Origin of the sequence: Coralloluteibacterium thermophilum (assembly GCF_042654365.1) — a bacterium.
Lineage (GTDB): Bacteria > Pseudomonadota > Gammaproteobacteria > Xanthomonadales > Xanthomonadaceae > Coralloluteibacterium > Coralloluteibacterium thermophilum.
The window spans coordinates 1-24,766 of record NZ_JBHSGG010000030.1 but is presented as its reverse complement, the minus strand read 5'-3'; the positions used below and the strand labels follow the sequence as shown (position 1 = coordinate 24,766).

Genomic DNA, 24,766 nt, shown 5'->3' with positions numbered 1-24,766 from the left:
GTCATGGCTGGAACGCCGCCGGCAGTATGGAACAGCCTCGCATTCCCGCTTCCCGTTGCCCTCTGCCCTCTGCCCTCTGCCCGCTCCCCAACCCGTATCATGTCCGGCTCCCCCAGGAGCCGCGTCATGACCTTTCCCGCCGTCCGTCCCCGCCGCATGCGCCGCGACGCGTTCTCGCGCCGGTTGATGCGCGAGCACACTCTCACCGCCGACGACCTGATCTATCCGGTCTTCGTGCACGAGCGGGAGGGGCGGGCGCCGGTGGCGTCGATGCCGGGCGTGGAGCGGCTGTCGCTGGACGAGCTGCTGCGCGTGGCCGAGCAGGCCGCCACGCTGCGGATTCCCGCGCTGGCGCTGTTCCCGGTGACGGATCCCGGGGCCAAGTCGCTCGACGCCGCCGAGGCGTGGAACCCGGAGGGCATCGCGCAGCGCGCGGTGCGGGCGCTGAAGGCGCGCTTCCCGGAGCTGGGCGTCATCACCGACGTCGCGCTCGACCCCTACACCACCCACGGCCAGGACGGCATCGTCGATGCCGAGGGCTACGTGGCGAACGACGTCACCGTCGAGGCGCTGGTGAAGCAGGCGCTCTCGCACGCCGAGGCCGGCGCCGACATCGTGGCGCCCTCGGACATGATGGACGGCCGCATCGGCGCCATCCGCGAGGCGCTGGAGGGCGGCAGCCACGTGCATACGCGCATCCTCGCCTACGCCGCCAAGTACGCCTCGGCCTTCTACGGCCCGTTCCGCGACGCCGTCGGTTCGGCCGGCAACCTCGGCAAGGGCGACAAATCCACCTACCAGATGGATCCCGCCAACGCGGAGGAGGCGCTGCGCGAGGTCGAGCTGGACCTCGCCGAGGGTGCCGACATGGTGATGGTGAAGCCCGGCATGCCCTACCTCGACATCGTGCGACGGGTGAAGGAGGCCTTCGGCGTGCCGACCTTCGCCTACCAGGTCAGCGGCGAGTACGCGATGCTCAAGGCGGCCGCCGCCAACGGCTGGCTCGACGAGCGCGCCTGCGTGCTCGAGGCGCTGACGGGCTTCAAGCGCGCCGGCGCCGACGGCGTGCTGACCTACTCCGCCCTCGACGCCGCGCGCTGGCTGCGCGAGGGCTGAGCGCGGCGTGCCCGCCGTCGGCGCCGCACCGGCGCCCTCGGGCATGACGCGTCGTGGGCGCGGGCGTAGGCTGGACGCGGTCCGCCTCGCGCCGCAGGAGCCGCCATGACCACCCCCGCACGCTATGCCGTCGTCGGCCGGCCCATCGCCCACTCGCTGTCGCCGCGCATCCATGCGGCCTTCGCGCGCGAGACCGGCATCGCCCTAACCTACACCGCCATCGAGGCCGCGCCCGAGGAATTCGAGGCGGTGCTCGCCGCCTTCGTCGCGGAGGGCGGGCGCGGGCTCAACGTGACCCTGCCGCACAAGGAGCGCGCCTTCGCTCTCTGCGCGGAGGCGACGCCGCGCGCGCGCGCGGCCGGCGCGGCGAACACGCTCACCTGGACCGGCGGCGGCTGGCACGGCGACAACACCGACGGCGCCGGCCTGGTCCGCGACCTCACCGAACGCCGCCGGCACGACCTGCGCGGCCGCCGCTGCCTGCTGCTGGGCGCCGGCGGCGCCGCGCGCGGCGTCGCGCCCCTGCTGCTGGACGCCGGCGTCTCCGAGCTGATCGTCGTCAACCGCACCGCCGAGCGCGCCGACGCGCTGTGCCTGGCGCTCGGCGAACCCGCGCGCGCCCGTGCCCGTTACTGGGACGACCTCGACGCGCTCGGCGACTTCGGGATGATCGTCAACGCGACCTCGCTGGGACGCGAGCAGTCGCGCGTGGGCCTGCCGTTCGGGCTGGTCGCGCCGGGCCACTGCCTCGCCGTGGACCTCTCCTACGGCGAGGCCGCCGTGCCCTTCCTCGCGTGGGCGCGGGCCGCCGGCTGCGCGGATGCCGTGGACGGGCTCGGCATGCTGGTGGAGCAGGCGGCCGAGAGCTTCCAGCGCTGGCACGGCGTCCGTCCCGACACCGGGCCCGTCTACGCGGCCCTGCGCGCGCGCGCCGACGCCCTCGCCACCGCGGACTGAGGGTGCGCGCGCTCGCCTGTCGGAGCGGCTGCGGCGCCTGCTGCATCGCGCCCTCGATCTCCACGCCCATCCCGGGCATGCCGCAGGGCAAGCCGGCCGGCGTCCGCTGCGTGCAGCTCGACGAGGCCAATCGCTGCCGGATCTTCGGGCATCCCGAGCGGCCGGCGGTGTGCGGCTCGCTCCAGCCCAGCGCGTCGATGTGCGGCGGCTCGCGCGACGCCGCCCTCGCCTACCTCGCGGCGCTGGAATCGGCGACCTCGCCCATGCCGAGGTAGCGGTCCTTGACCCGCACGTAGTGCGCGGCGGAGTAGTGCAGGTTCTCCAGCTCGCGGTCGGTGAGCATGCGCACCTTCCGTGCCGGGTTGCCCAGCCAGAGCTCGCCCTCGCCGACGGTCTTGCCCGGCGGCACCAGGGCGCCGGCACCGACGAAGGCGTGGCGCTTCACGACGACGCCATCGAGCAGGATGGCGCGCATGCCGATCAGGCAGGCGTCCTCGACGGTGCAGGCGTGCAGGATCACGCCGTGGCCGATGGTGACGTCGTCGCCGACCAGGGTCGGAATGCCGCCGGGGCGGGTGAACGGCCCTTCGTGGGTCACGTGCACGATCGTCCCGTCCTGCACGTTCGTGCGCGCGCCGATGCGGATGCGGTTCACGTCCCCACGCAGCACGCAGCCCGGCCACACCGACGCGTCGTCGCCCAGCGCCACGTCCCCGATCACCGTCGCCGCCGGATCCACGTAGACCCGCGCCCCCAGCTGCGGCCGGGCGTCGAGGTAGGGGCGGAGCGGGGAGGGCATGGGGGCTCGGTGGAGAGTGGGGGGATGGGGATGCTACATCGGGGTGAGGCGGGAAGCGGGAAGCGGGAATCGGGAAGCGGGAAGCGGGAGTGGAGCGGAGACAGGGGGCGGGCGGGGAACGGCGGGGCGCCTCGCTGGCAGGCCTGCCCCCACGCGGCCACCTTGCATTCCCGATTCCCCATTCCCGCTTCCCGCTCCTGCTCCTCGTTCCCCGCTCCCAAGCGAGCCCCGAAACTTGAAATCCCCCTCTCCCCCCGCCACCTCCCCTCCCATGACCACGCCCCAGACCGACAACCCGCTGCTCGCCGCCGACGCTCTGCCGGCCTTCTCCGCCATCGTTCCCGCGCATGTCGGCCCGGCGGTCGACGCGGTGCTCGCCGACTACCGTGCCGCGGTGGAGCGGCTGGTCGACGATCCCGCCGCGCGCGACTTCGACAGTCTGATCGCGCCCCTCGAGCACTGGGAGGCGCGGCTGTCGCACGTGTGGGCGCCGGTCGGGCACCTGCACGGGGTCAAGGACTCGCCGGAGTTGCGCGAGGTCTATGCCGACGCGCAGGACAGGCTGACCGACTTCTCCACCGAGCTGGGCCAGAACCGCGCCCTGTACGAGGCCGTGCAGGCGGTGCGCGGCGGGCCGGGCTTCGGCGCGCTCGATGCGGCGCAGAAGACCCTGGTCGAGGACGCCCTGCGCGACTTCCGCCTCTCGGGCGTGGGCCTGGAGGGCGCGGAGCGGGCGCGCTTCCGCGAGATCGAGAACCGCCTGTCCAAGCTCTCCACCGAGTTCGGCGAGGCGGTGCTGGACGCCACCGACGCCTGGACCCGTCCGGTGAGCGAGGCCGAGCTGGCCGGCCTGCCCGCCTCGGCGCGCGCGATCCTGGCGCAGGCGGCCCGGGACAAGGGACGCGAAGGCTGGCTCGCCACGCTGAAGGGCCCGGCGGTGCAGGCGGTCATGACCTACGCCGACGACCGCGAGCTGCGGCGCGAGGTCTACACCGCCTCCGCCACGCGCGCCTCCGACCAGGGTCCGCACGATCCGAAGTTCGACAACGCCGCGCGCATCGAGGAGATCATGGCGCTGCGCCACGAGTCCGCGCGCCTGCTCGGCTTCGAGTCGGCCGCGCACCTCTCGCTGGCCGACAAGATGGCGGTGAGCCCGGAGCGCGTGCTCGGCTTCCTGCGCGACCTCGCCGCGCGCGCGCGGCCGGTCGCCGAGCGCGAGCTGGCCGACCTCGCGGCCTTCGCGAAGGCCGAGCTCGGGCTCGACACGCTCGAGCCCTGGGACGTCGCCTACGCCGCGGAGAAGCTGCGCGTGGCGCGCTTCGACTTCAGCGAGGAGGACATCAAGCCCTACTTCCCGCTCGACGCCGCGATGCAGGGCCTGTTCACCGTCGCCGAGCGCGCCTTCGGCGTGCGCCTGCGCGCCCGCGAGGGCGTGGACCTGTGGCATCCGGACGCGCGCTACTACGAGGTGCTCGATGCCGACGGCAGCGTCCGCGCCGGCTTCTACACCGACGTCTACGCCCGCGACGGCAAGCGCGGCGGCGCGTGGATGGACGTCTGCCGCTCGCGCATCCGCGGCGCCGACGGCGAGCAGATGCCGGTCGCCTTCCTGGTCTGCAACTTCGCGCCGCCGGCGGACGGCAAGCCGGCGCTGCTCACCCACGACGACGTGCTGACCCTGTTCCACGAGTTCGGCCACGGCCTGCACCACCTGCTGACCGAGGTCGCCTGGCCCAGCGTCGGCGGCATCGGCGGCGTGGAGTGGGACGCGGTCGAGCTGCCCAGCCAGTTCCTGGAGAACTTCGCCTGGGCGCGCGAGACCCTGGACCTGTTCGCCCGCCATCACGAGACCGGCGAGCCGCTGCCGCAGGCGCTCTACGACAGGATGCTCGCCGCGCGGCATTTCCACGCGGGGCTGTTCCTGGTGCGCCAGCTCGAGTTCGCGCTGTTCGACTTTCGCCTGCACCTGGAGTACGACCCGGCGCGCGGCGCGCGCGCGCTGGAGATCCTCGACCAGGTGCGCGAGGAGGTGGCGGTGATCCGGCCGCCCGCGTGGCACCGCTTCCCCAATGCCTTCACCCACGTCTTCGCGGGCGGCTACGCCGCGGGCTACTACAGCTACCTCTGGGCCGAGGTGCTGTCGGCGGACGCCTTCGCCGCCTTCGAGGAAGCCGCGGCCGCCGGCGGGCAGGTGCTGGACGCCGAGACCGGCGCGCGCTTCCGCCGCGAGATCCTCGCGGTCGGCGGGTCGCGCCCGGCCCTGGAGAGCTTCGTCGCCTTCCGCGGCCGCGAACCCCAGCCGGACGCCCTGCTGCGCAGCTACGGCCTCGCGGCGTGACGCCATGCGGGCCGCCGGCGCGGCCCGCGCGATGAGGCCGCCGCCGCACATGCGGCCTCGACGCGCGCGGCGGCATGCTCGCGCGTCCATGCCGATGCGGAGCCACCAGCGATGAGGCCGGCGCGGCTGCTGCCGCTCATCGTCGCCTGCGCGCTGTTCATCGAGAACATGGACTCGACGTCGATCTCGACGTCGCTGCCCGCCATCGCCGCCGACCTCGGCACCGAGCCCATCGCGCTCAAGCTCGCGCTCACCACCTACATGCTCGCGCTCGCGGTGTTCATCCCGGTGAGCGGCTGGGTCGCCGACCGCTTCGGCGCGCGCAGCACCTTCATGGCGGCGATCGGCGTCTACCTGCTCGGCTCGGTGGCCTGCGCCGCCAGCAGCACCCTGCCGGAGCTGGTCGCCGCGCGCTTCCTGCAGGGGACGGGCGGCGCGCTGATGGTCCCGGTGGGTCGCCTGGTGCTGCTGCGCACTGTGCCCAAGAACGAACTGGTGCAGGCGCTGAGCTGGCTGACGGTGCCGGCCCTGGTCGGGCCGATGCTGGGGCCGGTGCTCGGCGGCTTCATCTCGACCTACGCGCACTGGCGCTGGATCTTCCTGATCAACCTGCCGATCGGCATCGCCGGGATCTGGCTGGCGTGGCGCTTCATCCCGCAGATCCGCCAGCCGCGCGCGCCGCTGGACTGGACCGGCTTCGCCCTGTCCGGGCTCGGACTCGGCCTGGCGATGTTCGGCTTCTCCACGCTGAGCCAGCACATGGTGGACGTGCGCGTCGCCCTGGCCTGCCTGGTCGCGGGCGTGGCCGCGGTGGCGCTGTACGTGCCGCATGCGCGCCGGCACGCGCACCCGCTGATCGACCTCGGCCTGCTGCGCCTGCCGACCCTGCGCGCGGGCGTGCTCGGCGGCGCGCTGTTCCGCATCGGCATCGGCGCGACGCCCTTCCTGCTGCCGCTGATGCTGCAGCTGGGCTTCGGGCTGAATCCGTTCGAGGCCGGCCTGCTGACCTTCGCCTCGGCGGCCGGCGCGCTGTTCATGAAGACCATCGCCGCGCGCGTGATCCGCAGCTTCGGCTTCCGTCGCGTGCTGGTGGTCAACGCGCTGATCGCCTCGGCGCTGCTGGCGGGCTTCGGCCTGTTCCGGCCCGACACGCCGCATCTCCTGATCGTCGCGGTGCTGCTGGTCAGCGGCTGCTTCCGCTCGCTGCAGTTCACCAGCCTCAACGCCATCGCCTACGCCGAGGTGGACCAGGCGCGCATGAGCCACGCGTCGAGCCTCGCCGGCATGGTCCAGCAGGTGTCGCTCACCCTCGGCATCGCGGTCGGCGGCTATGCCCTGCAGCTCGCCTCGGTGGCCACCGGGGCGCCCATCGAGGCGGTGATCAACTTCGGCTTCGCCTTCCTCACCGTCGGCCTGATCTCGGCCAGTTCGGCCTGGATGATGTGGCGCCTGCCGCGCGACGCGGGGGCCGAGATGGCCGGTCGTGCCGAGGCCGGGCGCGAGGTCGCCGAGCAGAAGGCCGAGCAGCGCTCGGCGACCTGATCAGCCCGGGCGGGCGCAGTCGGGCGGTCGGCTCCGCTGCGCGTCGTCGGCCGGCCGGCCCGCGTGCGCGAGCAGGCGCACGCCCGGCGCGTGTTCGCCGGCGTCGGCGAAGCCCAGGTGTCGCAGGACCGCCAGCGAGGCGACGTTGCCCTCGGCGACGATGGCGAGCACGCGGCCGATGCCGAGCGCCGCGCGTGCGTGGCGCAGCACCGCCTCGGCGGTCTCGCGCCCGTAGCCCTGGCCCTGCGCCGTCTCCAGGAAGGCGAAGCCGAGGTCGGGCGCGGGCAGCTCCGGGCGGCGGAGGAGGCCGCACAGGCCGATGGCGGCGCCGTCCTCGCGCCGCGTCGCCCGCCACAGCCCGAAGCCGTGGCGCGCGTAGCTGGCCTGCGCGCTGTCGGCGATGTAGCGGCGGGCGCCGTCGAGGTCGTGCACGCCGCGGTCGCCGATGTGGCGCAGGAAGGAGGGCGAGGTCAGCAGGGCGAGGACGAAGGGCGCGTCGTCCGCCACCAGTTCGCCGAGGCGCGTGCGGGCGGTTTCGAGGACGGTCCCGCCGCTCACCCGCGCAGGTCCTCGACCTCGCCGACCGCCGCCGCGACCGCCGCCTCGTGCCCGCGTTCGCGCCAGGACTCGGCCAGGGCCGCGCGGTACCAGTCGCGCATGGCCGGCAGGGCCAGCAGGCGCTGCGCGTAGTCCGCGGCCGGACCGCGCAGCGGCAGGGCATAGCTCTGCACGCGGAAGGCGACGGGCGCGAAGAAGGCGTCGGCGGCGGTGAACGCGGCACCGGCGAGGAAGGGCCCGCCGAAGCGCGCGAGCCCGTCGTTCCAAAGCGCCTCCACGCGCGCGACGTCGGCGGCGAGCGCCGGCGGCAGGCGCTCGAAGCGCGCCCGGATGCCGCAGTTCATCGGGCAGGTCCCGCGCAGGGCCTGGAAGCCTGCGTGCATCTCCGCGGCGGCGCAGCGGGCCCAGGCGCGCGCGGCGGCGTCCTCCGGCCACACGCCGGAATGGCGCTCGGCGAGGTACTCGACGATGGCGAGCGAGTCCCAGACCACGGTGCCGGCGTCCTCCAGCAGCGGGACCTGCCCGGTCGGCGACAGCGCCCGGAAGGCGCTCCAGTCGCCGTCCGGCGGGAACGGCAGCAGGCGTTCCTCGAACGGGATGCCGAGCGCGTGCAGCAGCACCCAGGGGCGGAGCGACCACGACGAGTAGTTCTTGTTGGCGATGTGCAGGACGTACATGCGCGACTCCGCGTGCCGACGGTGGGAAGGAGCGGGCGGAGTCTAGTTCCGGCCGCGGGCCCCGCGCGCGCCGTACGTCAGAAGGTGGACAGCCCGGTCGCCTCGCCGATGCGGTAGAGCAGCACGCGCAGGCGCGCGTCGTCGGCGTAGGCGGGGTAGGGCAGGCTGTAACGGCGCTCGGGCGTGTTCGACCACTGCTCCTCGAACCAGGCCGCGGCGTCGGCCACGGCCGGGTCGTCCTCCGTCGCCAGCACGCGCAGGCTGGTCTCGAGGTTGAGGTCGTCGAGGTTGCGGCGGGTGAAGTTGGCCGAGCCGGCGACCAGCTCGGCGTCCCCGTCCGCACGCCGCAGCAGGACGAGCTTGGCGTGGCACTGCTCGCCGTGGGTGTCGCACCAGCGCACCGGCACCCCCGCGGCATGCAGTTCGCGCGCGACCTGGCGGTTGGGCACGCCGTTCTTGGTGCGGCCGAAGGCGTCGCGGTTGGGGTCGAGCAGCACGCGCACGGCGGCGCCGCGCGCATGCGCATCGCGCAGCGCCGCGATCACGCCGCGGTGCGAGAGGTAGAACGCGGCGACGTCGATGCGGTCGCCGGCGCCCGCGGCGGCGAGCATCGACAGCAGGGCGTCGCGGATGCGGCCCTCGGTCAGCACCTGCACCCGCGCACCAAGCACGTCCTCGATGGGGGCATCGACCGGCAGCGGGTCCGGCAGGCGCAGCTCGGTGCCGGACATGGCCGCCACCGCGTGCTCGGTGTCCAGCAGGTCGAGCACGGCCGGCCCCGAGAAGCGCAGGGCGACGTTGCCGTGCGCCCGGCTGGCGTCGTGCGGATTGGCCGAGGCCACCAGGCCGACCCAGTCGTCGCCGGCGTCGACCACCAGGGTCTTGCGGTGGTTGGCGTTGAAGTTCAGCAGGTGGCCGTAGCTGCGCAGGGTCACGCGCTCGGGGCCGAACGGGCTGGGCAGCCAGCCGCCGTGGGGATCGTTGCCGAGCCAGGCGCAGCAGGCGCGCCACGGTCCCGACCACAGCGGATTGGGGGCGCGCAGGCGGTCGAGGTCGGTGACGATCACGGTCGCACCGGCCGCCTCCAGCGCCGCCAGGTGCGGCGCGGCCACGCCGCCGTAGACGGTGTTGACCGGGTCGGTGATCAGCACCGCCTTCAGCGTCGGCACCTCCGCGAGACGCGCGGCGAGCGCCTCGCTCAGTTCGCTGCTGAGCGCGCGGCCGTCCTCGTCCGGCGCGCTGCCGAAGGCGTTGAACAGGAACATGTCGAGCACGACGAGGCGCTGCGCCTGCCCGATCAGCGCGAGGATCTCGTCGAAGATGACCTGCTCGCTGTGGCGCCGGCCTTCGGCATCGACCCAGGTGCGGTCGGCGAGGAAGCGTACGTCCGCGCTGGCGCGCAGCGGCTGCGCCTCGCCGATGCCCGGCGGCAGGGGCTTCCAGGCCTGCCAGGCGGCGCTGGCGAGGTAGAGCGCGAGCAGCAGGCCGAGGCCGCGCCGCAGCCGGGCGCGGCGGCCGTCGCGGCGGTCCGCGCCGGCGCTCATGCCGCCCGCGCCGGGAAGGCGCGCAGCACCTCGGCCGTGCGCGCGATCGCCGCGTCGTCGATGTCCAGGTGCACGACCATGCGCACGCTCGGCAGGGTGCCGATGGACATCGCGATGCCCGCGGCCTCGGTGTGCGCCCTGAACGCCGCGAGGCGCTCGGGCGCGACCTCGACGAACAGCATGTTGGTGTGCTGCGCCACCACGCGCACCGCCGGCGCATCCTCCAGCAGGGCGGCGAGCCGCGCCGCGCGCGCGTGGTCGTCGGCCAGCCGCGCGACGTGGTGGTCGAGGGCGTACAGCGCGGCGGCGGCGAGCATGCCGGCCTGGCGCCAGCCGCCGCCGGCGACCTTGCGCCAGCGCCGCGCGCGCTCGATCAGGTCGCGGTTGCCCAGCAGCACCGAGCCCACCGGCGCGCCGAGGCCCTTGGACAGGCAGACCGAGACGCTGTCGAAGTGGCGGGCGATGGCGCGGGCCGGCACCTCCAGCGCCACCGCGGCGTTGAACAGGCGCGCGCCGTCGAGGTGCAGGGCGAGGCCGTGGGCGTCGCAGAACGCGCGCGCCTCGGCGAGGTAGTCCATCGGCAGCACGCGCCCGTGCCAGGTGTTCTCCAGGCAGAGCAGGCGGGTGCGCGCGAAGTGCGGGTCGACGGGCTTGACCATCGCGCGCGCGACGTCGAGCGGGATGGTGCCGTCGTCCGCCTGCACGATGGGCTGCGGCTGGATCGCGCCCAGCACCGCGGCGCCGCCGCCCTCGTACCTGTACGCGTGCGCGTCCATGCCCACGAGGTACTCGTCCCCGCGCGCGCAGTGGCTCATCAGCGCCAGCAGGTTCGACTGCGTGCCGGTCGGCACGAACAGCGCATCCTCGAAGCCCAGCTCGCCCGCCAGCCGCGCCTGCAGCGCGTTGACCGTCGGATCCTCGCCGTACACGTCGTCCCCGACCTCGGCCTCCAGCATCGCCGCGCGCATGGCCGCGGTGGGACGGGTGACGGTGTCGGAGCGGAGGTCGATGGGCATGGGGTTTCGGAAAAGGCGGGAAGTGGGAATGGGGAATCGGGACCCGGACGGCTGCGGGGCGTGCCGGCTGCGCATGGTAGCGGCCGCCTGTGCCGTGAGCGTCCGGATGCGTCCAGCCTTCCGTTCCCGATTCCCCATTCCCGATTCCCGCTTCACAATGCCGCCCCATGAAAATCGCCAGCTGGAACGTCAACTCCCTCAACGTGCGCATGCCGCACCTCGCGCAGTGGCTCGCGGCGGCGCAGCCGGACGTGGTGGCGCTGCAGGAGACCAAGCTCGAGGACACGCGGTTCCCCGACGGGGACATCGCGGCGCTGGGCTACCGCAGCGTGTTCTGCGGGCAGAAGACCTACAACGGCGTGGCGCTGCTCTCGCGCGTGCCGGCGGAGGACTGCGTCATCGCCATCCCGGGGTTCGAGGACGAGCAGAAGCGGGTGATCGCGGCGACCATCGACGGTGTGCGCGTGGTCAACCTCTACGTGGTCAACGGCAAGGCGGTCGGCGACGTCAAGTACGAGTACAAGCTGCGTTGGCTGGCGGCGGTGCGCGACTGGCTGGCGGCGCAGATCGCGCAGTACCCGGAACTGGTGGTGCTGGGCGACTTCAACATCGCGCCGGACGACCGCGACGTGCACGATCCCGCCGCCTGGCACGAGAAGATCCTCTGCTCCACGCCGGAGCGCGATGCGCTGCGCGCGATCACCGACCTCGGCCTGCACGACAGCTTCCGGCTGCACAGCGAGGAGGGCGGGCAGTTCTCGTGGTGGGACTACCGGATGGCGGGCTTCCGCCGCAACCTCGGCCTGCGCATCGACCTGGTGCTGGTCTCCGACGCGCTGCGCGCGCGCTGCGTGGCGAGCGGGATCGACCGCGAGCCGCGCACCTGGGAGCGGCCCTCCGACCACGCGCCGGTGTGGGTGCGCCTGGCGCGCTGAGCCCCGCAGGCGGCATGCGGCGGAGGACGGCCGCCGCCGCGGCGTGAAGGCCGGCGTGAAGAAAACGTGTCCGATGCCGGCCCCGGCTGGCTATCATCGCCGACCGCCTTCCCCCCGGACGGACTTACGTCATCCCCCCAACCGCCCGTCGCGCCCGCGTCCGACCGCCATGGCCTCCTTCGCCGCGCGACGGCGCCGCTGCACGCGCGTGCGGAAGCGCTGGCCGACGCGCTCGGCGCGCGGACCCGCCAGGCCGGCTACCGCCGCTTCCTCCGCGCGATGTACCGCTTCCACCGTGCCGCCGAGTCCGCGCTGGCACGGCAGCGCGCGGACGGCGCGCCGGCCGCGTGGGACGCCGCCGGGGCGAGGCTGATCGCGGCCGACCTCGATGCGCTGGGCGAACCGCTGCCTCCCGCGGCGCCCGCGCTGGACGGCGATGGCCCGGGTCGCGGCCTCGGCATCCGCTACGTGATCGAAGGCTCCAGCCTCGGCGCCCGCGTGCTGCTGCCCGCGGTGCGCGCACTGGCCATGCCCGAGGCCGGCGCCACGCGCTTCCTCGCCGCCCACGCGGCCGACGCCGGGCGCTGGCGCCGGTTCCAGGCGCTGCTGCGCGACGCCGACCTCGACACCACGCAGGAACGCCTGCTCGCCATCGGTGCCGTGGACGCCTTCGGCAGCGTGGTTCATTCGCTCGAAGAAGAACGCCGGGAGGCGATGCGGCATGGCTGACGATTCCAACGCGGCGCGCCTGGAGGCGGAACTGCGCGAGTGCGCGACCGCGCCCATCCATCTTTCCGGCGCCATCCAGCCGCACGGCTGGCTGCTGGCGGTGTCGATGCCGGGCTGGACGATCCGCCACGCCTCGGCCAATGCCGGCGAGCTGTTCGGCGTCGCGCTCGATGCGCTGATCGGCAGTTCGCTCGACGCCTGGTTGTCGCGCGAGGTGCTGCACGCGCTGGGCAACGCGGTCACCGCGGGCGGCGGCGAATACGCGGGCCAGCAGCGCGCGGCGCAGGCCAACTTCGGGCCGCATGCGCTGCTGTGCGACGTCTCCGTGCATCGCGCCGGCCCGCACCTGCACGTGGAGATCGAGCCGGCCGAGCACGGCCACCTGCGCGCGCAGTCCCCGCTGGTGCTGGCCCAGGCCATGATCGGCCGGCTCGCCGGCACCCGCAGCATGGCCGAGTTCCACGCCCGCGCCGCGCAGCAGATGCGCGCGCTGATCGGCTTCGACCGGGTGATGATCTACCGCTTCCTGCACGACGGCACCGGCAAGGTCATCGCCGAGTCCCGGCGCGCGGGCCTGGACTCCTACCTGGACCTGCACTACCCGGCGTCCGACATCCCGCCGCAGGCGCGCGAGCTGTACCGCCGCAACCGCATCCGGCTGATCCCCGATGCGCGCTACGCGCCGGTGCCGGTGCTGCCGGCGCGCGACGGCGACGGGCAGCCGCTCGATCTCGGCCTGACCGCGCTGCGCAGCGTGGCGCCGGTGCACCTGGAATACCTCCGGAACATGGGCGTGGCCTGCTCGATGTCGGTCTCGGTGCTGTGCGAAGGCGCACTGTGGGGGCTGATCGCCTGCCACCACGCGACGCCGCGCCGCCTGCCGATCGACGTGCGCGCGGCCGCCGACCTGTTCGGGATGTTCTATTCGATGCAGGTGGCCTCGCGCGAACGCGCCGAGGACTTCGACTACGCCTCGCGGGCGCGCATCGTCCACGACGAGATCGTCGCCGGCCTCGGGGTCGCGGAGGATCCGTTCGCGGTCCTGGCCGGGCGCCTGGTCGCGCTGCGCAGGCTGGTGCCCTGCGACGGGGCGGGCCTGTTCCTCGGCGGGACCTGGCGGGGCGACGGCGCCACGCCGCCGCCTGCGGCCATCCCCGCCATCGTGCGCGCACTGGCCGCGCGCGGCGAGGCGGTGCCCTGCACGCATGCGCTGGGCGGACTGCTGGAGGAGGCGTCCGCGTATGCCCGGGACGCCAGCGGCGCGCTCGGCGTGCCGCTCGGCACGGACGGCGACTGGCTGCTCCTGTTCCGCCGCGAGGTGGTGGAGACGGTGTCCTGGGCGGGCGATCCCAACCGCCCCTACCGGACCGACAGCATGGGCCGGCTGTCTCCGCGCGCCAGCTTCGCCGCCTGGACCCAGGCCGCGCGCGGCACCAGCGCGCCCTGGAGCGCGGCCGAGCGCCGGGTGGCCGGGCGCCTGGGCGACAGCCTGGCCGAGCTGCGGATGCGGCGCCCCGGCGAGGCCGCCGCGGCGGGCGCCGGGAGCCAGGCGCTGGTCATCGCGGAGCTCAACCATCGCGTCAAGAACATGCTGGCGCTGATGCAGTCGATGGTGATGCACAGCGCCGAGACCGCCACCGACGTCAAGGACTTCGTGGAGACGCTCGAAGGGCGCATCCGCGCGCTGGCCTTCGCCCACGACCAGTACGACGCGCGCACGCAGATCGGCACCCTGCGCGACCTGGTCGAGGCCGAACTCGCGCCCTACCACGGGCGCGAGGGCCGCTTCGCCTTGACAGGACCGCAGGTGCTGCTCGATGCCAGGGCGCGTTCGGCGCTGGCCCTGGTGCTGCACGAGATGGCGACGAACGCGGCCAAGGCCGGTTCGCTGAGCCGCCCGGAAGGGCGGGTCGAGGTGCGCTGGGAGATCGACGCGACCGGCGACTGCCGCATCGCCTGGGCCGAGCGCGACGGGCCGCCGGTGACGCCGCCGGCGCAGCAGGGCTTCGGCTCGACCCTGATCCGCCGCGCCATCCCGCACGAACTGGGGGGCAGGGCGGAGGTCCGCTACCTGCCGGCGGGCGTCGAGGCCCTGTTCGTGGTGCCCGCGGCCCATCTCCGCACGGTGCCGCCTCCCGGGGCCTCCGTCCCGGGGCCCGCCCCCGCCGGTTCGCCGGTCGAGGGCCTGGCGGCGCTGGTGCTGGAGGACAACATGCTCATCGCCATGGACACCGAGCACGCGCTGCGGCGCCTCGGCGCCGCGCAGGTGGAGATCGCGGCGACGGTCGAGGACGCCCTGCGCATCCTCGACGCCGGCGGCATCGGCGTCGCGGTGATCGACGTGCACCTGGGCGGCGGCCGCGACGCACTGCCGGTCGCCGCGCGGCTCGCGGGCGACGCGATCCCCTTCGCCTTCGCCACCGGGGACCACGACCGGGCCTCGATCCCGGCGGCCTACCGCGACGTGCCGGTGATTCCCAAGCCGGGCACGGCGGAACGCCTGCGCGAGGTCCTCGACGCGCTGCTCGACGGGCGGCCCGTCCCGGGCTGAGCGGCCCGACCGCGCGGCGTCCTGCGGCTCGACGCAGCGCATACGTCCCGGAACGCAGGCTGTCGCAGCCACGCCGCCCCTGCGGCAGGCGCCCCGGCGCGACGCGCCTTCGCCCTTCCGCCGGCAGTGCCGGCCGTTCCGGACCAGGAGCCGCATGCCCGGCACATCGCCCGCGCCCCGTCATCGTGCACCGCTCCCGGCCCCGCGCATCGCCGTCGCGGGCGCCGCCGCGCTGCTGGCGGCCTGCGCGGGCGAGCAGTCCTCGCTGGATCCGCGCGGCCCCGCGGCGGCGGCCGCGGCCGAGGCCTGGTGGGTGATGCTGGTGGGCGCCAGCGCGATCTTCGCGCTGGTGATGGGGCTGGTGATCTACGCCACCCTGCGCGCGCCGGAACGCCGCCCGCGGCTGCGCCCGAACCCCTTCATCCTCGTCGGCGGCCTGCTGTTCCCCATCACCGTGCTGACGGCACTGCTGATCTACGGCACCACGGTGGGGCGGCGCATGGTGTTCGCCGGCGAGGTGCCCACGCTGCGGATCGAGGTCACCGGGCACCAGTGGTGGTGGGAGGTGCGCTATCCCGCCGATGCGGAGCGGGGCTGGGCGGAGGCGGTCACCGCCAACGAACTGTGGCTGCCGGTCGGCGAGCTGGCCGAGATCACGGTGCGCAGCGTGGACGTGATCCACAGCTTCTGGATCCCGCAGCTCGGCGGCAAGCTCGACATGATCCCCGGCCGCGACAACACCCTGCGCCTGATGGCGGAGGCGCCGGGCGAGTTCCGCGGCCAGTGCGCCGAGTTCTGCGGCGCGCAGCACGCGCTGATGTCCTTCGTCGCCACCGCCGCGCCCATGGAGGAGTTCGAAGCCTGGCGCCGCAGCCGCGAAGTCGGCGGCCCCGCCGCGGCCGTGCCCGCCGGCGCGGCCGCGCTGGGCGACGCGGGCTGTGCGGCCTGCCACCAACTGCCCGGCGGGCCCGCGCCGGAGGAGGCGGGGCCCGATCTGCGCCACGTCGGCGCACGCGCCATGGTGCTGGGCCGGCGCGGCTTCGACCGCGAGTACATCGGGCGCTTCCTGACCGATCCCCAGCGGGTCAAGCCGGGCAACCGCGGGCACCTGCGGGGCGTCGGCGACGACGAGGTCGACGGGCTGCTGGACGCCATGGAGACGCTGCGATGAGCGCCGACAAGCTGCCGCTGCCGGCCGAGGAGGCACGCGGGCAGGACGTGTCCCTGCGGCGCCGGCTCGAGGCGATCTGGGACAACAAGCCCGGGCTGGTCGGCCAGCTCACCGCGGTCAACCACACCACGGTCGGCCTGCGCTTCATCGTCACCGGCATCGCCTTCCTGATGCTCGGCGGCCTGCTGTCGATGTTCATGCGCCTGCAGCTGGCCTGGCCGGGCAACACGGTGCTGGACCACGACACCTACCACCAGTTCGTGACCATGCACGGCACGACGATGATGTTCCTGTTCGCCGTGCCGATCATGGAGGGCTTCGCGCTCTACCTGATCCCGAAGATGATCGGCGCGCGCGACGTGCCCTTCCCGCGGATGACCGCCTTCGGCTACTGGTGCTACCTGTTCGGCGGGCTGTTCCTGTACTCGAGCTTCTTCTTCGGCGAGGCGCCCGACGCCGGCTGGTTCATGTACACGCCGCTGTCGGGCAGCACCTACACGCCGGGCAAGAGCGCGGACTTCTGGCTGCTGGGCGTGACCTTCGCCGAGATCGCGGCGGTGAGCGCGGCCATCGAGCTGATCGTGGCCATCCTGTTCTGCCGCGCGCCGGGCATGTCGCTCCAGCGCATGCCGCTGTTCGCGTGGTACGTGCTGGTCACCGCCTTCATGATCGCCTTCGGCTTCCCGCCGCTGATCATGGCCAGCGTGCTGCTGGAGATCGAGCGCGCCTTCGACTTCACCTTCTACGAGCCGGCGCTGGGCGGCGATCCGCTGCTGTGGCAGCACCTGTTCTGGCTGTTCGGCCACCCCGAGGTCTACATCATCTTCCTGCCCGCGGCGGGGGTGGTCTCGACCATCATCCCGACCTTCTCGCGAAGGCCGGCGGTGGGCTACACCTGGGTGGTGCTGGCGATCATCGCCACCGGCTTCCTGAGCTTCGGGCTGTGGGTGCACCACATGTTCACCGTGGGCATTCCCCTGCTGGCGCTGAGCTTCTTCTCGGCGGCGTCGATGGGCGTGGCGATCCCCATGGGCATACAGGTGTTCTCGTGGATCGCGACGCTGTGGACGGGCAGGCCGCAGCTGCGCCAGCCGATGCGCTTCATGCTGGGCTTCTTCGCGATCTTCGTCTGCGGCGGCCTGACCGGGGTCATGGTCGCGCTGGTGCCCTTCGACTGGCAGGCGCACGACACCCACTTCGTGGTCGCCCACCTGCACTACGTGCTGATCGGCGGCCTGCTGTTCCCGATGTTCGCGGGCTTCTACTACTGGCTGCCGCAGGTGACCGGGCGCATGCCCTCGGAAGGCTTCAGCCGCATGGTGTTCTGGCTGATCTTCGTGAGCTTCAACCTGCTGTTCCTGCCGATGCACTTCACCGGCCTGCTGGGCATGCCGCGACGGGCCTACACCTACAGCGAGGACCTCGGCCCCTGGGTGCAGGGGCTCAACCTGCTCTCGACCGCGGCGGGCTTCGCGCTGGCGGTGGGGTTCGTCGCCTTCGTCATCGACATGCTGCTGATGCTCCGCCACGGCCGCCGCGCCGAGCCAGATCCGTGGAAGGCCGGCTCGCTGGAGTGGGCGATGCCGACGCCCGCGCCGGCCTACAACTTCGTCAGCCAGCCGCAGGTGATCGGCCGCAACCCGCTGTGGGACGACAGCACGGTGCGCGAGCAGATCGAGGCCGGGCGGGGCTGGCTGCCGTTCGCCCGCGACGAGGCGCGCGAGACGCTCGGCACCTCGCTGCGCACCGGCGAGCCGGAGCAGGTCATCCGTCTGTCCAACGCGACCTGGCTGCCGCTGATCGCGGCGCTCATCCTCGCGGTGTTCTTCGCCGGCTTCCTTGCCTCGTGGTACTGGCTTTCGGCGCTCTGCGTCGCGGCCTTCGTCGGCGTGCTGCTGCGCTGGCTCTGGACCACGGGCGATCCGTACGCGCCGGCCGAGCTCGATGCCGGCCACGGACGCGTGCTGCCGACGCATGCCCACGCGCGCAACGCGCCGGGCTGGTGGGGCACGGCGCTGCTCCTGGTGGTGGACTCGACGCTCTACGCCTCGCTGGTGTTCGCCTACTTCTTCCTGTGGCTGGTCAACGACGCCTGGCCGCCGCCGACGGCCGACATGCCGGGGCTGGTCCTGCCGGGGCTCTCGCTGCTGCTGGTGGCGGCGGCGGGCCTGCTGGTCGGCCGGGCCGTGCGCGCCAACGGCGAGGGCGCGGCCGGGCGCATGCAGGCCGCGCTCGTCCTGGCGGCGCTGGCAGGCGTCGCTGCGATCGTCCTGCGCACCGTCCCGCTCGGGCTGGCGCTCGGCGCGCCGCAGGCCCACGCCTATGCGTCGGTGGTCTGGACCCTGGTCGGCTTCGAGGCTCTGCACGTCCTCATCGCGGTGCTGATGGCCGGCTTCACCCTGGTGCGCGCCCGCCACGGGCTGGTGACCCCGGCGCGCAGCCTGGACCTGCGCGTGACCGCGCTGTTCTGGCGCTATTCCGTCGCCCTGTGGGTGGTGGGCTCGATCGTGGTGCACCTGTTCCCGGAGGTCTCGTGATGCGCGCCATCGGCCCGGACCGCATGCTCGGGGTCGTCAGCACCATGGGGGTGTGGGCGGCCTACTTCCTCGCCATCTACGTGCTGCAGGCCATCGGCTGCGAGGCCGGCTGGGCGCTGATCGGCGTCGGCGGCACCAACCTGCTGAGCGTGGTGCTCGCCCTGCTGTCCGTGCTCGCGCTCGGCGCCATCGGGTGGCTGTCGTCCATCGGCTGGCGCGCGTGGCGGCAGGCGCGGCGCGACGATCTCGGCACCGAGATGTCGCAGCGCGCGCGCTTCATGGGCATGACGATGACCCTGCTCGGCGTGCTCGCCGCGGTGGCGACGGTGCTGGTCGCCATTCCCGTGTTCATGCTGCATCCCTGCCGATGAGTGGAGGTTCCGGACACCCATGAGCGTCAAGCGCGTAGCCCGCAGCGTCCGCGACGCCGCCACCAACGAGGGCAAGTCGAGCACCGTCTCGATCCTGCAGCATCCGCTGCACCCGATGGTCGTGAACTTCCCCATCGCCTTCCTCAGCGGCGCGCTGGCGACGGATCTGGCCTACCTGGTCACCGGCAGCGCGGTCTGGGCGCAGTTCTCGTTCTGGCTGTGCGCGGGCGGGCTGACCATGGGACTGCTCGCGGCGCTGCTGGGCATGACCGACTTCTTCACCATGCACGAGGCGCGGCGCCACGTCTCCGGCTGGAGCCACTTCATCTCGGGAATCATGCTGCTGTCGCTGGCGGCGGCGAACACCCGGCACCGCTGGGGCGACGTGGAGGACGTCTGGCCCTGGGGCCTGCTGCTGTCGGCGGTCGGCACCTTCGTGGTGGGGGTGACCGGCTGGCTGGGCGGCACGCTCACCTTCCGGCACGACATCGGCACCTACGGCGACGAGTTCAAGGGCGAGGACTCGATCGGCGACGACGACGACGACAGCGATTCGCCGCCCAAGGACTGAAGCGGGTTGGGCAGGCGGTCCACCAGCAGGCTGTGCGGCTTGGCGCCGGTGAGGGTGGCGATGGAGAGCAGCAGCACCAGGGGCCACCAGCTCAGCGCGCGGAACAGCCAGATCGAGTGCCGCGTGCGCCCGCGGGTGAGGTCGAGCAGCAGCTGGCCGAAGTAGATGTGGGTCATGACCAGCATCGCCACCAGCGTCAGCTTCACGGGGAACCAGGCACCCTGGAACCCGTAGGCGATCAGCGCCGTGCCGGCCAGGACCGTCGCCACCGCGGCCGGCGTCATGAGGTGGAAGTAGAGCGTCTTGCCCATCGCGTTGAGCTTTTCCAGCTCGTCCGGGCCGGCCTGCCGCTTGATCTTGGCGATGAACACCCTGGGCAGGAAGAACAGCCCGGTGAACCAGATCGACAATGCCGTGATGTGGATGACCTTGAGCCAGAAGTACATGGATGCGCCCCCGCGACGGAGCCGCAGTGTGCACCCGGCCCGCGTGCGCGTGGCGTGGGCGGCGCTGCTGGCGCCCGCGGTCGCCGGCGCCCACGCCGGCGGCGACCACGCCCACCCCCCGCGCCTGGCCGAGGCGTTCAGCGCCGATCCGCTCCTGCTCGTGCCGCTGGCGCTGGCCGCCGTCGCCTACGCGGCAGGCGCCGCGCGCCTGGGGCGCGGGCTGCCGGCCTGGCGCAGCGCCGCCTTCGCCGGCGGCATGGCCTGCCTGGTGCTGGCCCTGGTCTGGCCGCTGGACGCCTACGGCGAGTGGTCGCTGGCCGCGCACATGGCCCAGCACATGGTGCTCATGGCGCTGGCCGCGCCGCTGCTGCTGGTCGGCCTGCCGGGCGCGGTGATGCTGGCCGGGCTGCCGGCGGGGGCGGCGCGCCGCGTGGCCGCGCCCTTCCGCGGGCCGCGGGTGCGCCGCGGCTGGGCGCTGTGGACCGCGCCCACCGCCGCGACCCTGGTGCAGGGGGCGGCCATGTGGGCCTGGCATGCGCCCGCGGCGATGGAGCGTGCGCTGCACGACGAGGCGGTGCACTACCTCATGCACGCCAGCTTCCTCGTGGCCGGGCTGCTCTTCTGGTGGGCGCTGCTGCGCAGCCTGCGCGCGGGCGGCGCCGGCTACGGCGCGGGGCTCATGGCCATCGTCGGCACCATGGTGCAGATGGGCCTGCTGAGCGCGCTGCTGACGTTCGCGCCCGAGCCGCGCTACCCGTTCTACTTCGACCGCGCCCCGCAGCTCGGCCTGACCGCGCTGGAGGACCAGCAGCTGGCCGGCCTGATCATGTGGGTGCCGGCGGCCGTGCCCTACCTGGTGGGCGGCGTGCTCCTGATGCTGGCCTGGCTGCGCCGGCTGGAACGGCAGGAGCGTGCGGCCTCGCACGATCTTCATGATGCATAGCAGCAGCCGCGGTTTATAGTCGGCGCGCAGTCCGTCCAGACCCCAACGAGACCCCGATGCCCGCGAACGTTCCGCTCCGCGCGCTGCGCGCCGTACTCGTCCTTCTGCTTCCGCTGTGCGCGGGCGCCGCGAGCGCCTTCGGGCTGGAGGACGTGACCGCCAGGGCGCGCGCGCTGGCGGACGAGCCCTACGTCGCGCCGCCGGAGACGCTGTCGCCCGCGCTCAACGCGCTCAACTACGACCAGCTCCGCGACATCCGCTACCGGCCGCGGGCCAACCTGTGGCGCGCCACCGGCCTGCCCTTCGAGGTGGCCTTCTTCCACGCCGGTTCGCACTACCGCTCGCCGGTGCGCATCCACGAGGTGGGCGCCAAGGGCGTGCGCCCGATCCGTTTCGACCCGGCGCTGTTCGACTACGGGCAGAACCGGCTGGGCGAGGCCGATTTCGAGGGTGCCGGCTTCTCCGGCTTCCGCCTGCACTACCCGGTGAACACGCCGGACTACAAGGACGAGGTCCTGAGCTTCCTCGGCGCCAGCTACTTCCGCGGCGTGGGCCGCGGGCAGCGCTACGGGCTGTCCGCGCGCGGCCTCGCCGTGGACACCGCGCTGCCCAGCGGCGAGGAGTTCCCGCAGTTCCGCGAGTTCTGGATCGCGCGGCCGGCCCGCGACGCCCGGACCATCACCATCTATGCGCTGATGGACTCGCGCCGCGTCACCGGCGCCTACCGCTTCGTGGTGAATCCCGAGGGCCCGTCGATGGTGATGGACGTCACCGCGCGCCTGTTCCTGCGCGAGGACGTCGAGGTGCTCGGCATCGCCCCGCTGACCAGCATGTTCTTCTTCGGCGAGAACCAGCCGCCGCCGCGCGAGGACTACCGTCCGCAGGTCCACGATTCCGACGGCCTCTCCATCCTCGCCGGCAACGGCGAGTGGATCTGGCGCCCGCTGACCGATCCGCGCTTCCTGCAGGTGTCGAGCTTCCAGGTCGAGAACCCGCGCGGCTTCGGCCTGATGCAGCGCGACCGCCGTTTCGACCACTACGAGGACCTGGAGGCGCGCTACGAGCTGCGCCCCAGCGCGTGGGTGGAACCGCGCGGCGACTGGGGCGAGGGCGTGGTGCGGCTGATCGAGATCCCCTCGCCGGACGAGACCAACGACAACATCGTCGCCTTCTGGGTGCCGGCCGAGCGGCCGCGCGCCGGCGCCGACACGCCCTTGGAATTCCGCTACCGGCTGTCCTGGCAGATGGAGGACGAGGCGCGCCCCGACACCAGCTGGGTCATGCAGAGCCGGCGCGGCCAGGGCTTCGGCGACATCGGCGAGGACGAGCATGCCTTCACCGTGGACTTCGTCGGCCCGGCGCTCGAAGCGCTGCCGCCCGATGCCGAGGTCGGCGCCGATCTCTGGGTGAACGACAACGGCCAGCTGGTCGAGCAGAACGTGTACCGCAACGAGGTGACCGGCGGCTGGCGCGTGTACCTGCGGGTCCGCCACCTCGATGCCGAGCGACCGGTCGAGATGCGCGCCCTGCTGAGGCACGGCGGCGAGCAGGTCTCCGAGACCTGGAGCTACCTGCTGCCGCGCCCCTGACGCCGCCGCGCGACGCGCACGGCACCCTTCGAGCCCAGATGGCGCCCATGTCCGACTCCAGTGCAACCGACGTCGCCCGCGAGCTGCGGACGCGCCTGGCCGCGGCGCCCGACCTGGCGCCCGTCCTCGCCGAGGACGCCGCCGGGCGGCCGCGCCTGGCGACGGCGCCGCCGCTCGCCCGCGCCAGCATGGCGCCGTCGGCATGGCCGCTGCGCACCGTCTGGCGCGCGCCGTTCTCCGACGCCGGCAAGCCGGTCATGGATTCGCCCGACCCGCGCGGGCGCTGGCAGACCGCCGCGCGCCTGCGCCGCACCGCGCTCACCCTCATCGTGCTGCTGCAGACCGCCTGGGGCATCGCCGCCATGGCGCAGGCGCTGCCCTACGGCGGCCGCCAGCCGCTCGAACTCGGCGTGCTGGCCATGTTCGGCGTGCTGTTTCTGTGGGTCTCCGCCGGGTTCTGGAGCGCCATCGCGGGGTTCTTCCTGACCCTGGTCGGCGGCGACGGGCTGTCGATGTCGAAGGCCGGCCACGAGAGCGGCCCCATCGACCCCGCCGCGCGCACCGCCATCGTCATGCCCATCTGCAACGAGGACGTGGCGCGGGTGTTCGCGGGGCTGCGCGCGACCTACCGCTCGGTGGCCGAGGCCGGCGTGCTCGAGCACTTCGACTTCTACGTGCTCTCCGACACCGGCAACGCCGACGCGCGCGTGGCGGAGCTGGAGGCCTGGCGGCGCATGTGCGCCGAGCTGGGCGCGCACGGCCGGCTGCACTACCGCTGGCGCCGCCACCACATCAAGAAGAAGAGCGGCAACGTCGCCGACTTCTGCCGGCGCTGGGGCCGCAACTACCGCTACATGGTGGTGCTGGACGCCGACAGCATCATGACCGGCGACTGCCTGGCGACCCTGGTGCGGATGATGGAGGCGCGCCCCAACGCCGGCATCATCCAGAGCGTGCCGCACCCCATGGGCCGCGACACCTTCTACGCGCGCGCGCAGCAGTTCGCCTCGCGAGTGTACGGCCCGCTGTTCACCGCGGGCCTGTGCTTCTGGCAGCTCGGCGAGTCGCACTTCTGGGGGCACAACGCGATCATCCGCGTCGAGCCCTTCATGAAGCACTGCGCGCTGGGACGCCTGTCCGGGCGCGGCTTCCTGTCCGGCGAGATCATGTCGCACGACTTCTGCGAGGCGGCGCTGATCCGCCGCGCGGGCTGGGCGGTGTGGATCGCCTACGACCTGGAGGGCAGCTACGAGGAGCTGCCGCCCAACCTGCTCGACGAGCTGGGCCGCGACAAGCGCTGGGCGGGCGGCAACCTCAGGAACATGCGGCTGTTCTTCACCCGCGGCATCTTCTCCGCGCACCGGGTGATGTTCCTGATCGGCGCCCTGGCCTACGTGTCATCGCCGCTCTGGCTGCTGTTCCTCGCGATCTCCACCGGCATGCTGGCGCACCAGATCCTGGCGGTCCCGGTCTACTTCACCGAGCCCAACCAGCTGTATCCGGAGTGGCCGGAGTGGAACGCGACCGCCGCCATCTCGCTGTTCACCGCGACCATGATCCTGCTGTTCGCGCCCAAGCTGCTGGCCCTGCTGATGGTCGCGTTCCGTCGCTCGCGCGAGTACGGCGGCCGCGCGCGCCTGGCGCTGTCGATCCTGGTGGAGACGGTGTTCGCGGCGCTGCTGGCGCCGGTGCGCATGCTGTTCCACACCCAGTTCGTGATCGCGACCCTGCTCAACATCAAGGGAAGCTGGACCTCGCCGGCGCGCGACGACGCCGCCACCCCGTGGGGCACCGCGATCAGGCGGCACCTGCCGCACACCGCGATCGGGCTGGCGTGGATGGCCTTCGCCATCTGGCTGAGCCCGGCGCTGGCACTGTGGCTGATCCCGGTGGCCGGCGCGCTGATCGTGTCGATCCCGATCTCGGTCCTGTCGAGCAGCGCGCGGCTGGGCCGCACCGCACGCCGCGCCGGGCTGTTCCTGATTCCCGAGGAGACCCGTCCGCCGAAGGAGCTGGGCTGGATGCGCGAGGCCCTCGACGAGGCGGCGCAGCGGCCCATGCCCGGCTTCGCCGACGCGGTGGAGGACCCGGTCGTCAACGCCATGCACTGCGCCGCCGCCGGCGCCCGCCGGCGCGGCCTCGACGCGCCGGAGCGACGCCTCCCGGACCGGGTGGCGCAGGCCGCCGCCGCCCCGCTCGACGGCCTCCCCCCGCGCGTCCGCGGCGAACTGCTGGGCGACCCCGGTGCGCTGTGGCACCTGCATCGCCTGCGGCGGCCGCTGGCGCAGGCGGATGCGGTACCGGCGGACGCCGGACGCTAGGGCGAATCGACATTCATTCCAGCCACATCGGAATCGATGCGAGGTAGAGGAAGGC

21 protein-coding genes are annotated in these 24,766 nt (G+C 73.3%); 15 read left to right on the top strand and 6 right to left on the bottom strand.

Annotated elements, in window-relative coordinates; translation table 11 throughout:
- The first annotated feature begins 126 nt into the window (after nt 1-126).
- The 3 genes from hemB to ACFO3Q_RS10785 all read left to right on the top strand — a co-directional run bounded on the left by hemB (nt 127) and on the right by ACFO3Q_RS10785 (nt 2,348).
- Nucleotides 127-1,116: a porphobilinogen synthase gene (gene hemB / locus ACFO3Q_RS10795; protein WP_377004687.1), complete on the top strand. Its 990-nt coding sequence runs from the start codon at nt 127-129 to the stop codon at nt 1,114-1,116.
- Between the two features lie 105 nt (nt 1,117-1,221).
- Complete coding sequence (gene aroE / locus ACFO3Q_RS10790; RefSeq protein WP_377004686.1) at nt 1,222-2,073, top strand: shikimate dehydrogenase; 852 nt, start codon at nt 1,222-1,224, stop codon at nt 2,071-2,073.
- A 2-nt stretch (nt 2,074-2,075) separates the two neighbouring features.
- Nucleotides 2,076-2,348: a YkgJ family cysteine cluster protein gene (locus ACFO3Q_RS10785; protein ID WP_377004685.1), complete on the top strand. Its 273-nt coding sequence runs from the start codon at nt 2,076-2,078 to the stop codon at nt 2,346-2,348.
- Here ACFO3Q_RS10785 and ACFO3Q_RS10780 read toward each other — a convergent pair.
- On the bottom strand, nt 2,303-2,872 hold the full coding sequence (locus ACFO3Q_RS10780) for a gamma carbonic anhydrase family protein (protein ID WP_377004684.1): 570 nt from the start codon (nt 2,870-2,872) through the stop codon (nt 2,303-2,305). The genes ACFO3Q_RS10785 and ACFO3Q_RS10780 overlap by 46 nt on opposite strands.
- A 271-nt stretch (nt 2,873-3,143) precedes the next feature.
- Here ACFO3Q_RS10780 and ACFO3Q_RS10775 point away from each other — a divergent pair, with 271 nt between their 5' ends.
- Nucleotides 3,144-5,210, top strand: a complete 2,067-nt coding sequence (locus ACFO3Q_RS10775; RefSeq protein WP_377004683.1) for a M3 family metallopeptidase — start codon at nt 3,144-3,146, stop codon at nt 5,208-5,210.
- Nucleotides 5,211-5,321: 111 nt separating this feature from the next.
- Nucleotides 5,322-6,752 carry an MFS transporter gene (locus ACFO3Q_RS10770; RefSeq protein WP_377004682.1) on the top strand — a complete coding sequence of 477 codons (1,431 nt, stop codon included), beginning with the start codon at nt 5,322-5,324 and terminating at the stop codon, nt 6,750-6,752.
- On the opposite strand, the gene ACFO3Q_RS10765 is transcribed toward ACFO3Q_RS10770, so the two are convergent.
- The 4 genes from ACFO3Q_RS10765 to ltaE form a co-directional block, all read right to left on the bottom strand.
- Nucleotides 6,753-7,310 (bottom strand): GNAT family N-acetyltransferase, encoded by a 558-nt coding sequence (locus tag ACFO3Q_RS10765; protein WP_377004681.1) that lies wholly within the window; start codon nt 7,308-7,310, stop codon nt 6,753-6,755. It abuts the gene before it with no gap.
- Entirely contained in the window at nt 7,307-7,987 is a 681-nt protein-coding gene (locus tag ACFO3Q_RS10760) for a glutathione S-transferase (RefSeq protein WP_377004680.1), read from the bottom strand. Before ACFO3Q_RS10760 ends, ACFO3Q_RS10765 begins: the two co-directional genes overlap by 4 nt.
- Nucleotides 7,988-8,064: 77 nt before the next feature.
- A complete protein-coding gene (locus ACFO3Q_RS10755; protein ID WP_377004679.1) occupies nt 8,065-9,531 on the bottom strand; it encodes a phospholipase D-like domain-containing protein in 1,467 nt (488 codons plus the stop codon).
- Nucleotides 9,528-10,547, bottom strand: a complete 1,020-nt coding sequence (gene ltaE / locus ACFO3Q_RS10750) for a low-specificity L-threonine aldolase (RefSeq protein WP_377004678.1) — start codon at nt 10,545-10,547, stop codon at nt 9,528-9,530. Before ltaE ends, ACFO3Q_RS10755 begins: the two co-directional genes overlap by 4 nt.
- 167 nt (nt 10,548-10,714) lie before the next feature.
- On the opposite strand from ltaE, the gene xth reads away from it, so the two are divergent.
- The 7 genes from xth to ACFO3Q_RS10715 all read left to right on the top strand — a co-directional run bounded on the left by xth (nt 10,715) and on the right by ACFO3Q_RS10715 (nt 19,412).
- Nucleotides 10,715-11,482, top strand: a complete 768-nt coding sequence (gene xth, locus ACFO3Q_RS10745; protein WP_377004677.1) for an exodeoxyribonuclease III — start codon at nt 10,715-10,717, stop codon at nt 11,480-11,482.
- Between the two features lie 66 nt (nt 11,483-11,548).
- The gene (locus ACFO3Q_RS10740) at nt 11,549-12,211 is read left to right on the top strand and encodes a biliverdin-producing heme oxygenase (protein ID WP_377004676.1); all 663 of its coding nucleotides are present in this window, start codon (nt 11,549-11,551) and stop codon (nt 12,209-12,211) included.
- On the top strand, nt 12,204-14,762 hold the full coding sequence (locus tag ACFO3Q_RS10735; protein WP_377004675.1) for an HWE histidine kinase domain-containing protein: 2,559 nt from the start codon (nt 12,204-12,206) through the stop codon (nt 14,760-14,762). The genes ACFO3Q_RS10740 and ACFO3Q_RS10735 overlap by 8 nt, the downstream gene beginning before the upstream one ends.
- Nucleotides 14,763-14,916: 154 nt before the next feature.
- On the top strand, nt 14,917-15,933 hold the full coding sequence (coxB, locus tag ACFO3Q_RS10730; protein ID WP_377004674.1) for a cytochrome c oxidase subunit II: 1,017 nt from the start codon (nt 14,917-14,919) through the stop codon (nt 15,931-15,933).
- Nucleotides 15,930-18,470 carry a cytochrome c oxidase subunit I gene (ctaD, locus tag ACFO3Q_RS10725; RefSeq protein WP_377004673.1) on the top strand — a complete coding sequence of 847 codons (2,541 nt, stop codon included), beginning with the start codon at nt 15,930-15,932 and terminating at the stop codon, nt 18,468-18,470. Before coxB ends, ctaD begins: the two co-directional genes overlap by 4 nt.
- The gene (locus ACFO3Q_RS10720) at nt 18,470-18,841 is read left to right on the top strand and encodes a hypothetical protein (protein WP_377004672.1); all 372 of its coding nucleotides are present in this window, start codon (nt 18,470-18,472) and stop codon (nt 18,839-18,841) included. Before ctaD ends, ACFO3Q_RS10720 begins: the two co-directional genes overlap by 1 nt.
- A 19-nt stretch (nt 18,842-18,860) precedes the next feature.
- Nucleotides 18,861-19,412 carry a DUF2231 domain-containing protein gene (locus tag ACFO3Q_RS10715; protein WP_377004671.1) on the top strand — a complete coding sequence of 184 codons (552 nt, stop codon included), beginning with the start codon at nt 18,861-18,863 and terminating at the stop codon, nt 19,410-19,412.
- Here the strand turns inward: ACFO3Q_RS10715 and ACFO3Q_RS10710 are convergent.
- Complete coding sequence (locus ACFO3Q_RS10710; protein WP_377004670.1) at nt 19,337-19,858, bottom strand: CopD family protein; 522 nt, start codon at nt 19,856-19,858, stop codon at nt 19,337-19,339. The genes ACFO3Q_RS10715 and ACFO3Q_RS10710 overlap by 76 nt on opposite strands.
- Nucleotides 19,859-19,886: 28 nt before the next feature.
- Between ACFO3Q_RS10710 and ACFO3Q_RS10705 the strand changes: the two genes are divergently transcribed.
- The 3 genes from ACFO3Q_RS10705 to mdoH are packed head-to-tail and all read left to right on the top strand — an operon-like array spanning nt 19,887 to nt 24,711.
- Nucleotides 19,887-20,801: a cytochrome c oxidase assembly protein gene (locus tag ACFO3Q_RS10705; protein WP_377004669.1), complete on the top strand. Its 915-nt coding sequence runs from the start codon at nt 19,887-19,889 to the stop codon at nt 20,799-20,801.
- A gap of 56 nt (nt 20,802-20,857) precedes the next feature.
- Entirely contained in the window at nt 20,858-22,390 is a 1,533-nt protein-coding gene (locus tag ACFO3Q_RS10700; protein WP_377004668.1) for a glucan biosynthesis protein G, read from the top strand.
- A gap of 47 nt (nt 22,391-22,437) precedes the next feature.
- Nucleotides 22,438-24,711, top strand: a complete 2,274-nt coding sequence (mdoH, locus tag ACFO3Q_RS10695; RefSeq protein WP_377004667.1) for a glucans biosynthesis glucosyltransferase MdoH — start codon at nt 22,438-22,440, stop codon at nt 24,709-24,711.
- Nucleotides 24,712-24,766: the final 55 nt, after the last annotated feature.

Excerpts from the sequence above, each read along its gene's own strand:
- hemB (WP_377004687.1), top strand. The coding sequence starts at position 127 with ATGACCTTTCCCGCCGTCCGTCCCCGCCGCATGCGCCGCGACGCGTTC.
- aroE (WP_377004686.1), top strand. The coding sequence starts at position 1,222 with ATGACCACCCCCGCACGCTATGCCGTCGTCGGCCGGCCCATCGCCCAC.
- ACFO3Q_RS10780 (WP_377004684.1), bottom strand. The coding sequence starts at position 2,872 with ATGCCCTCCCCGCTCCGCCCCTACCTCGACGCCCGGCCGCAGCTGGGG.
- ACFO3Q_RS10775 (WP_377004683.1), top strand. The coding sequence starts at position 3,144 with ATGACCACGCCCCAGACCGACAACCCGCTGCTCGCCGCCGACGCTCTG.
- ACFO3Q_RS10770 (WP_377004682.1), top strand. The coding sequence starts at position 5,322 with ATGAGGCCGGCGCGGCTGCTGCCGCTCATCGTCGCCTGCGCGCTGTTC.
- ACFO3Q_RS10760 (WP_377004680.1), bottom strand. The coding sequence starts at position 7,987 with ATGTACGTCCTGCACATCGCCAACAAGAACTACTCGTCGTGGTCGCTC.
- ACFO3Q_RS10755 (WP_377004679.1), bottom strand. The coding sequence starts at position 9,531 with ATGAGCGCCGGCGCGGACCGCCGCGACGGCCGCCGCGCCCGGCTGCGG.
- ltaE (WP_377004678.1), bottom strand. The coding sequence starts at position 10,547 with ATGCCCATCGACCTCCGCTCCGACACCGTCACCCGTCCCACCGCGGCC.
- xth (WP_377004677.1), top strand. The coding sequence starts at position 10,715 with ATGAAAATCGCCAGCTGGAACGTCAACTCCCTCAACGTGCGCATGCCG.
- ACFO3Q_RS10735 (WP_377004675.1), top strand. The coding sequence starts at position 12,204 with ATGGCTGACGATTCCAACGCGGCGCGCCTGGAGGCGGAACTGCGCGAG.
- coxB (WP_377004674.1), top strand. The coding sequence starts at position 14,917 with ATGCCCGGCACATCGCCCGCGCCCCGTCATCGTGCACCGCTCCCGGCC.
- ctaD (WP_377004673.1), top strand. The coding sequence starts at position 15,930 with ATGAGCGCCGACAAGCTGCCGCTGCCGGCCGAGGAGGCACGCGGGCAG.
- ACFO3Q_RS10720 (WP_377004672.1), top strand. The coding sequence starts at position 18,470 with ATGCGCGCCATCGGCCCGGACCGCATGCTCGGGGTCGTCAGCACCATG.
- ACFO3Q_RS10715 (WP_377004671.1), top strand. The coding sequence starts at position 18,861 with ATGAGCGTCAAGCGCGTAGCCCGCAGCGTCCGCGACGCCGCCACCAAC.
- ACFO3Q_RS10710 (WP_377004670.1), bottom strand. The coding sequence starts at position 19,858 with ATGTACTTCTGGCTCAAGGTCATCCACATCACGGCATTGTCGATCTGG.
- ACFO3Q_RS10700 (WP_377004668.1), top strand. The coding sequence starts at position 20,858 with ATGCCCGCGAACGTTCCGCTCCGCGCGCTGCGCGCCGTACTCGTCCTT.
- mdoH (WP_377004667.1), top strand. The coding sequence starts at position 22,438 with ATGTCCGACTCCAGTGCAACCGACGTCGCCCGCGAGCTGCGGACGCGC.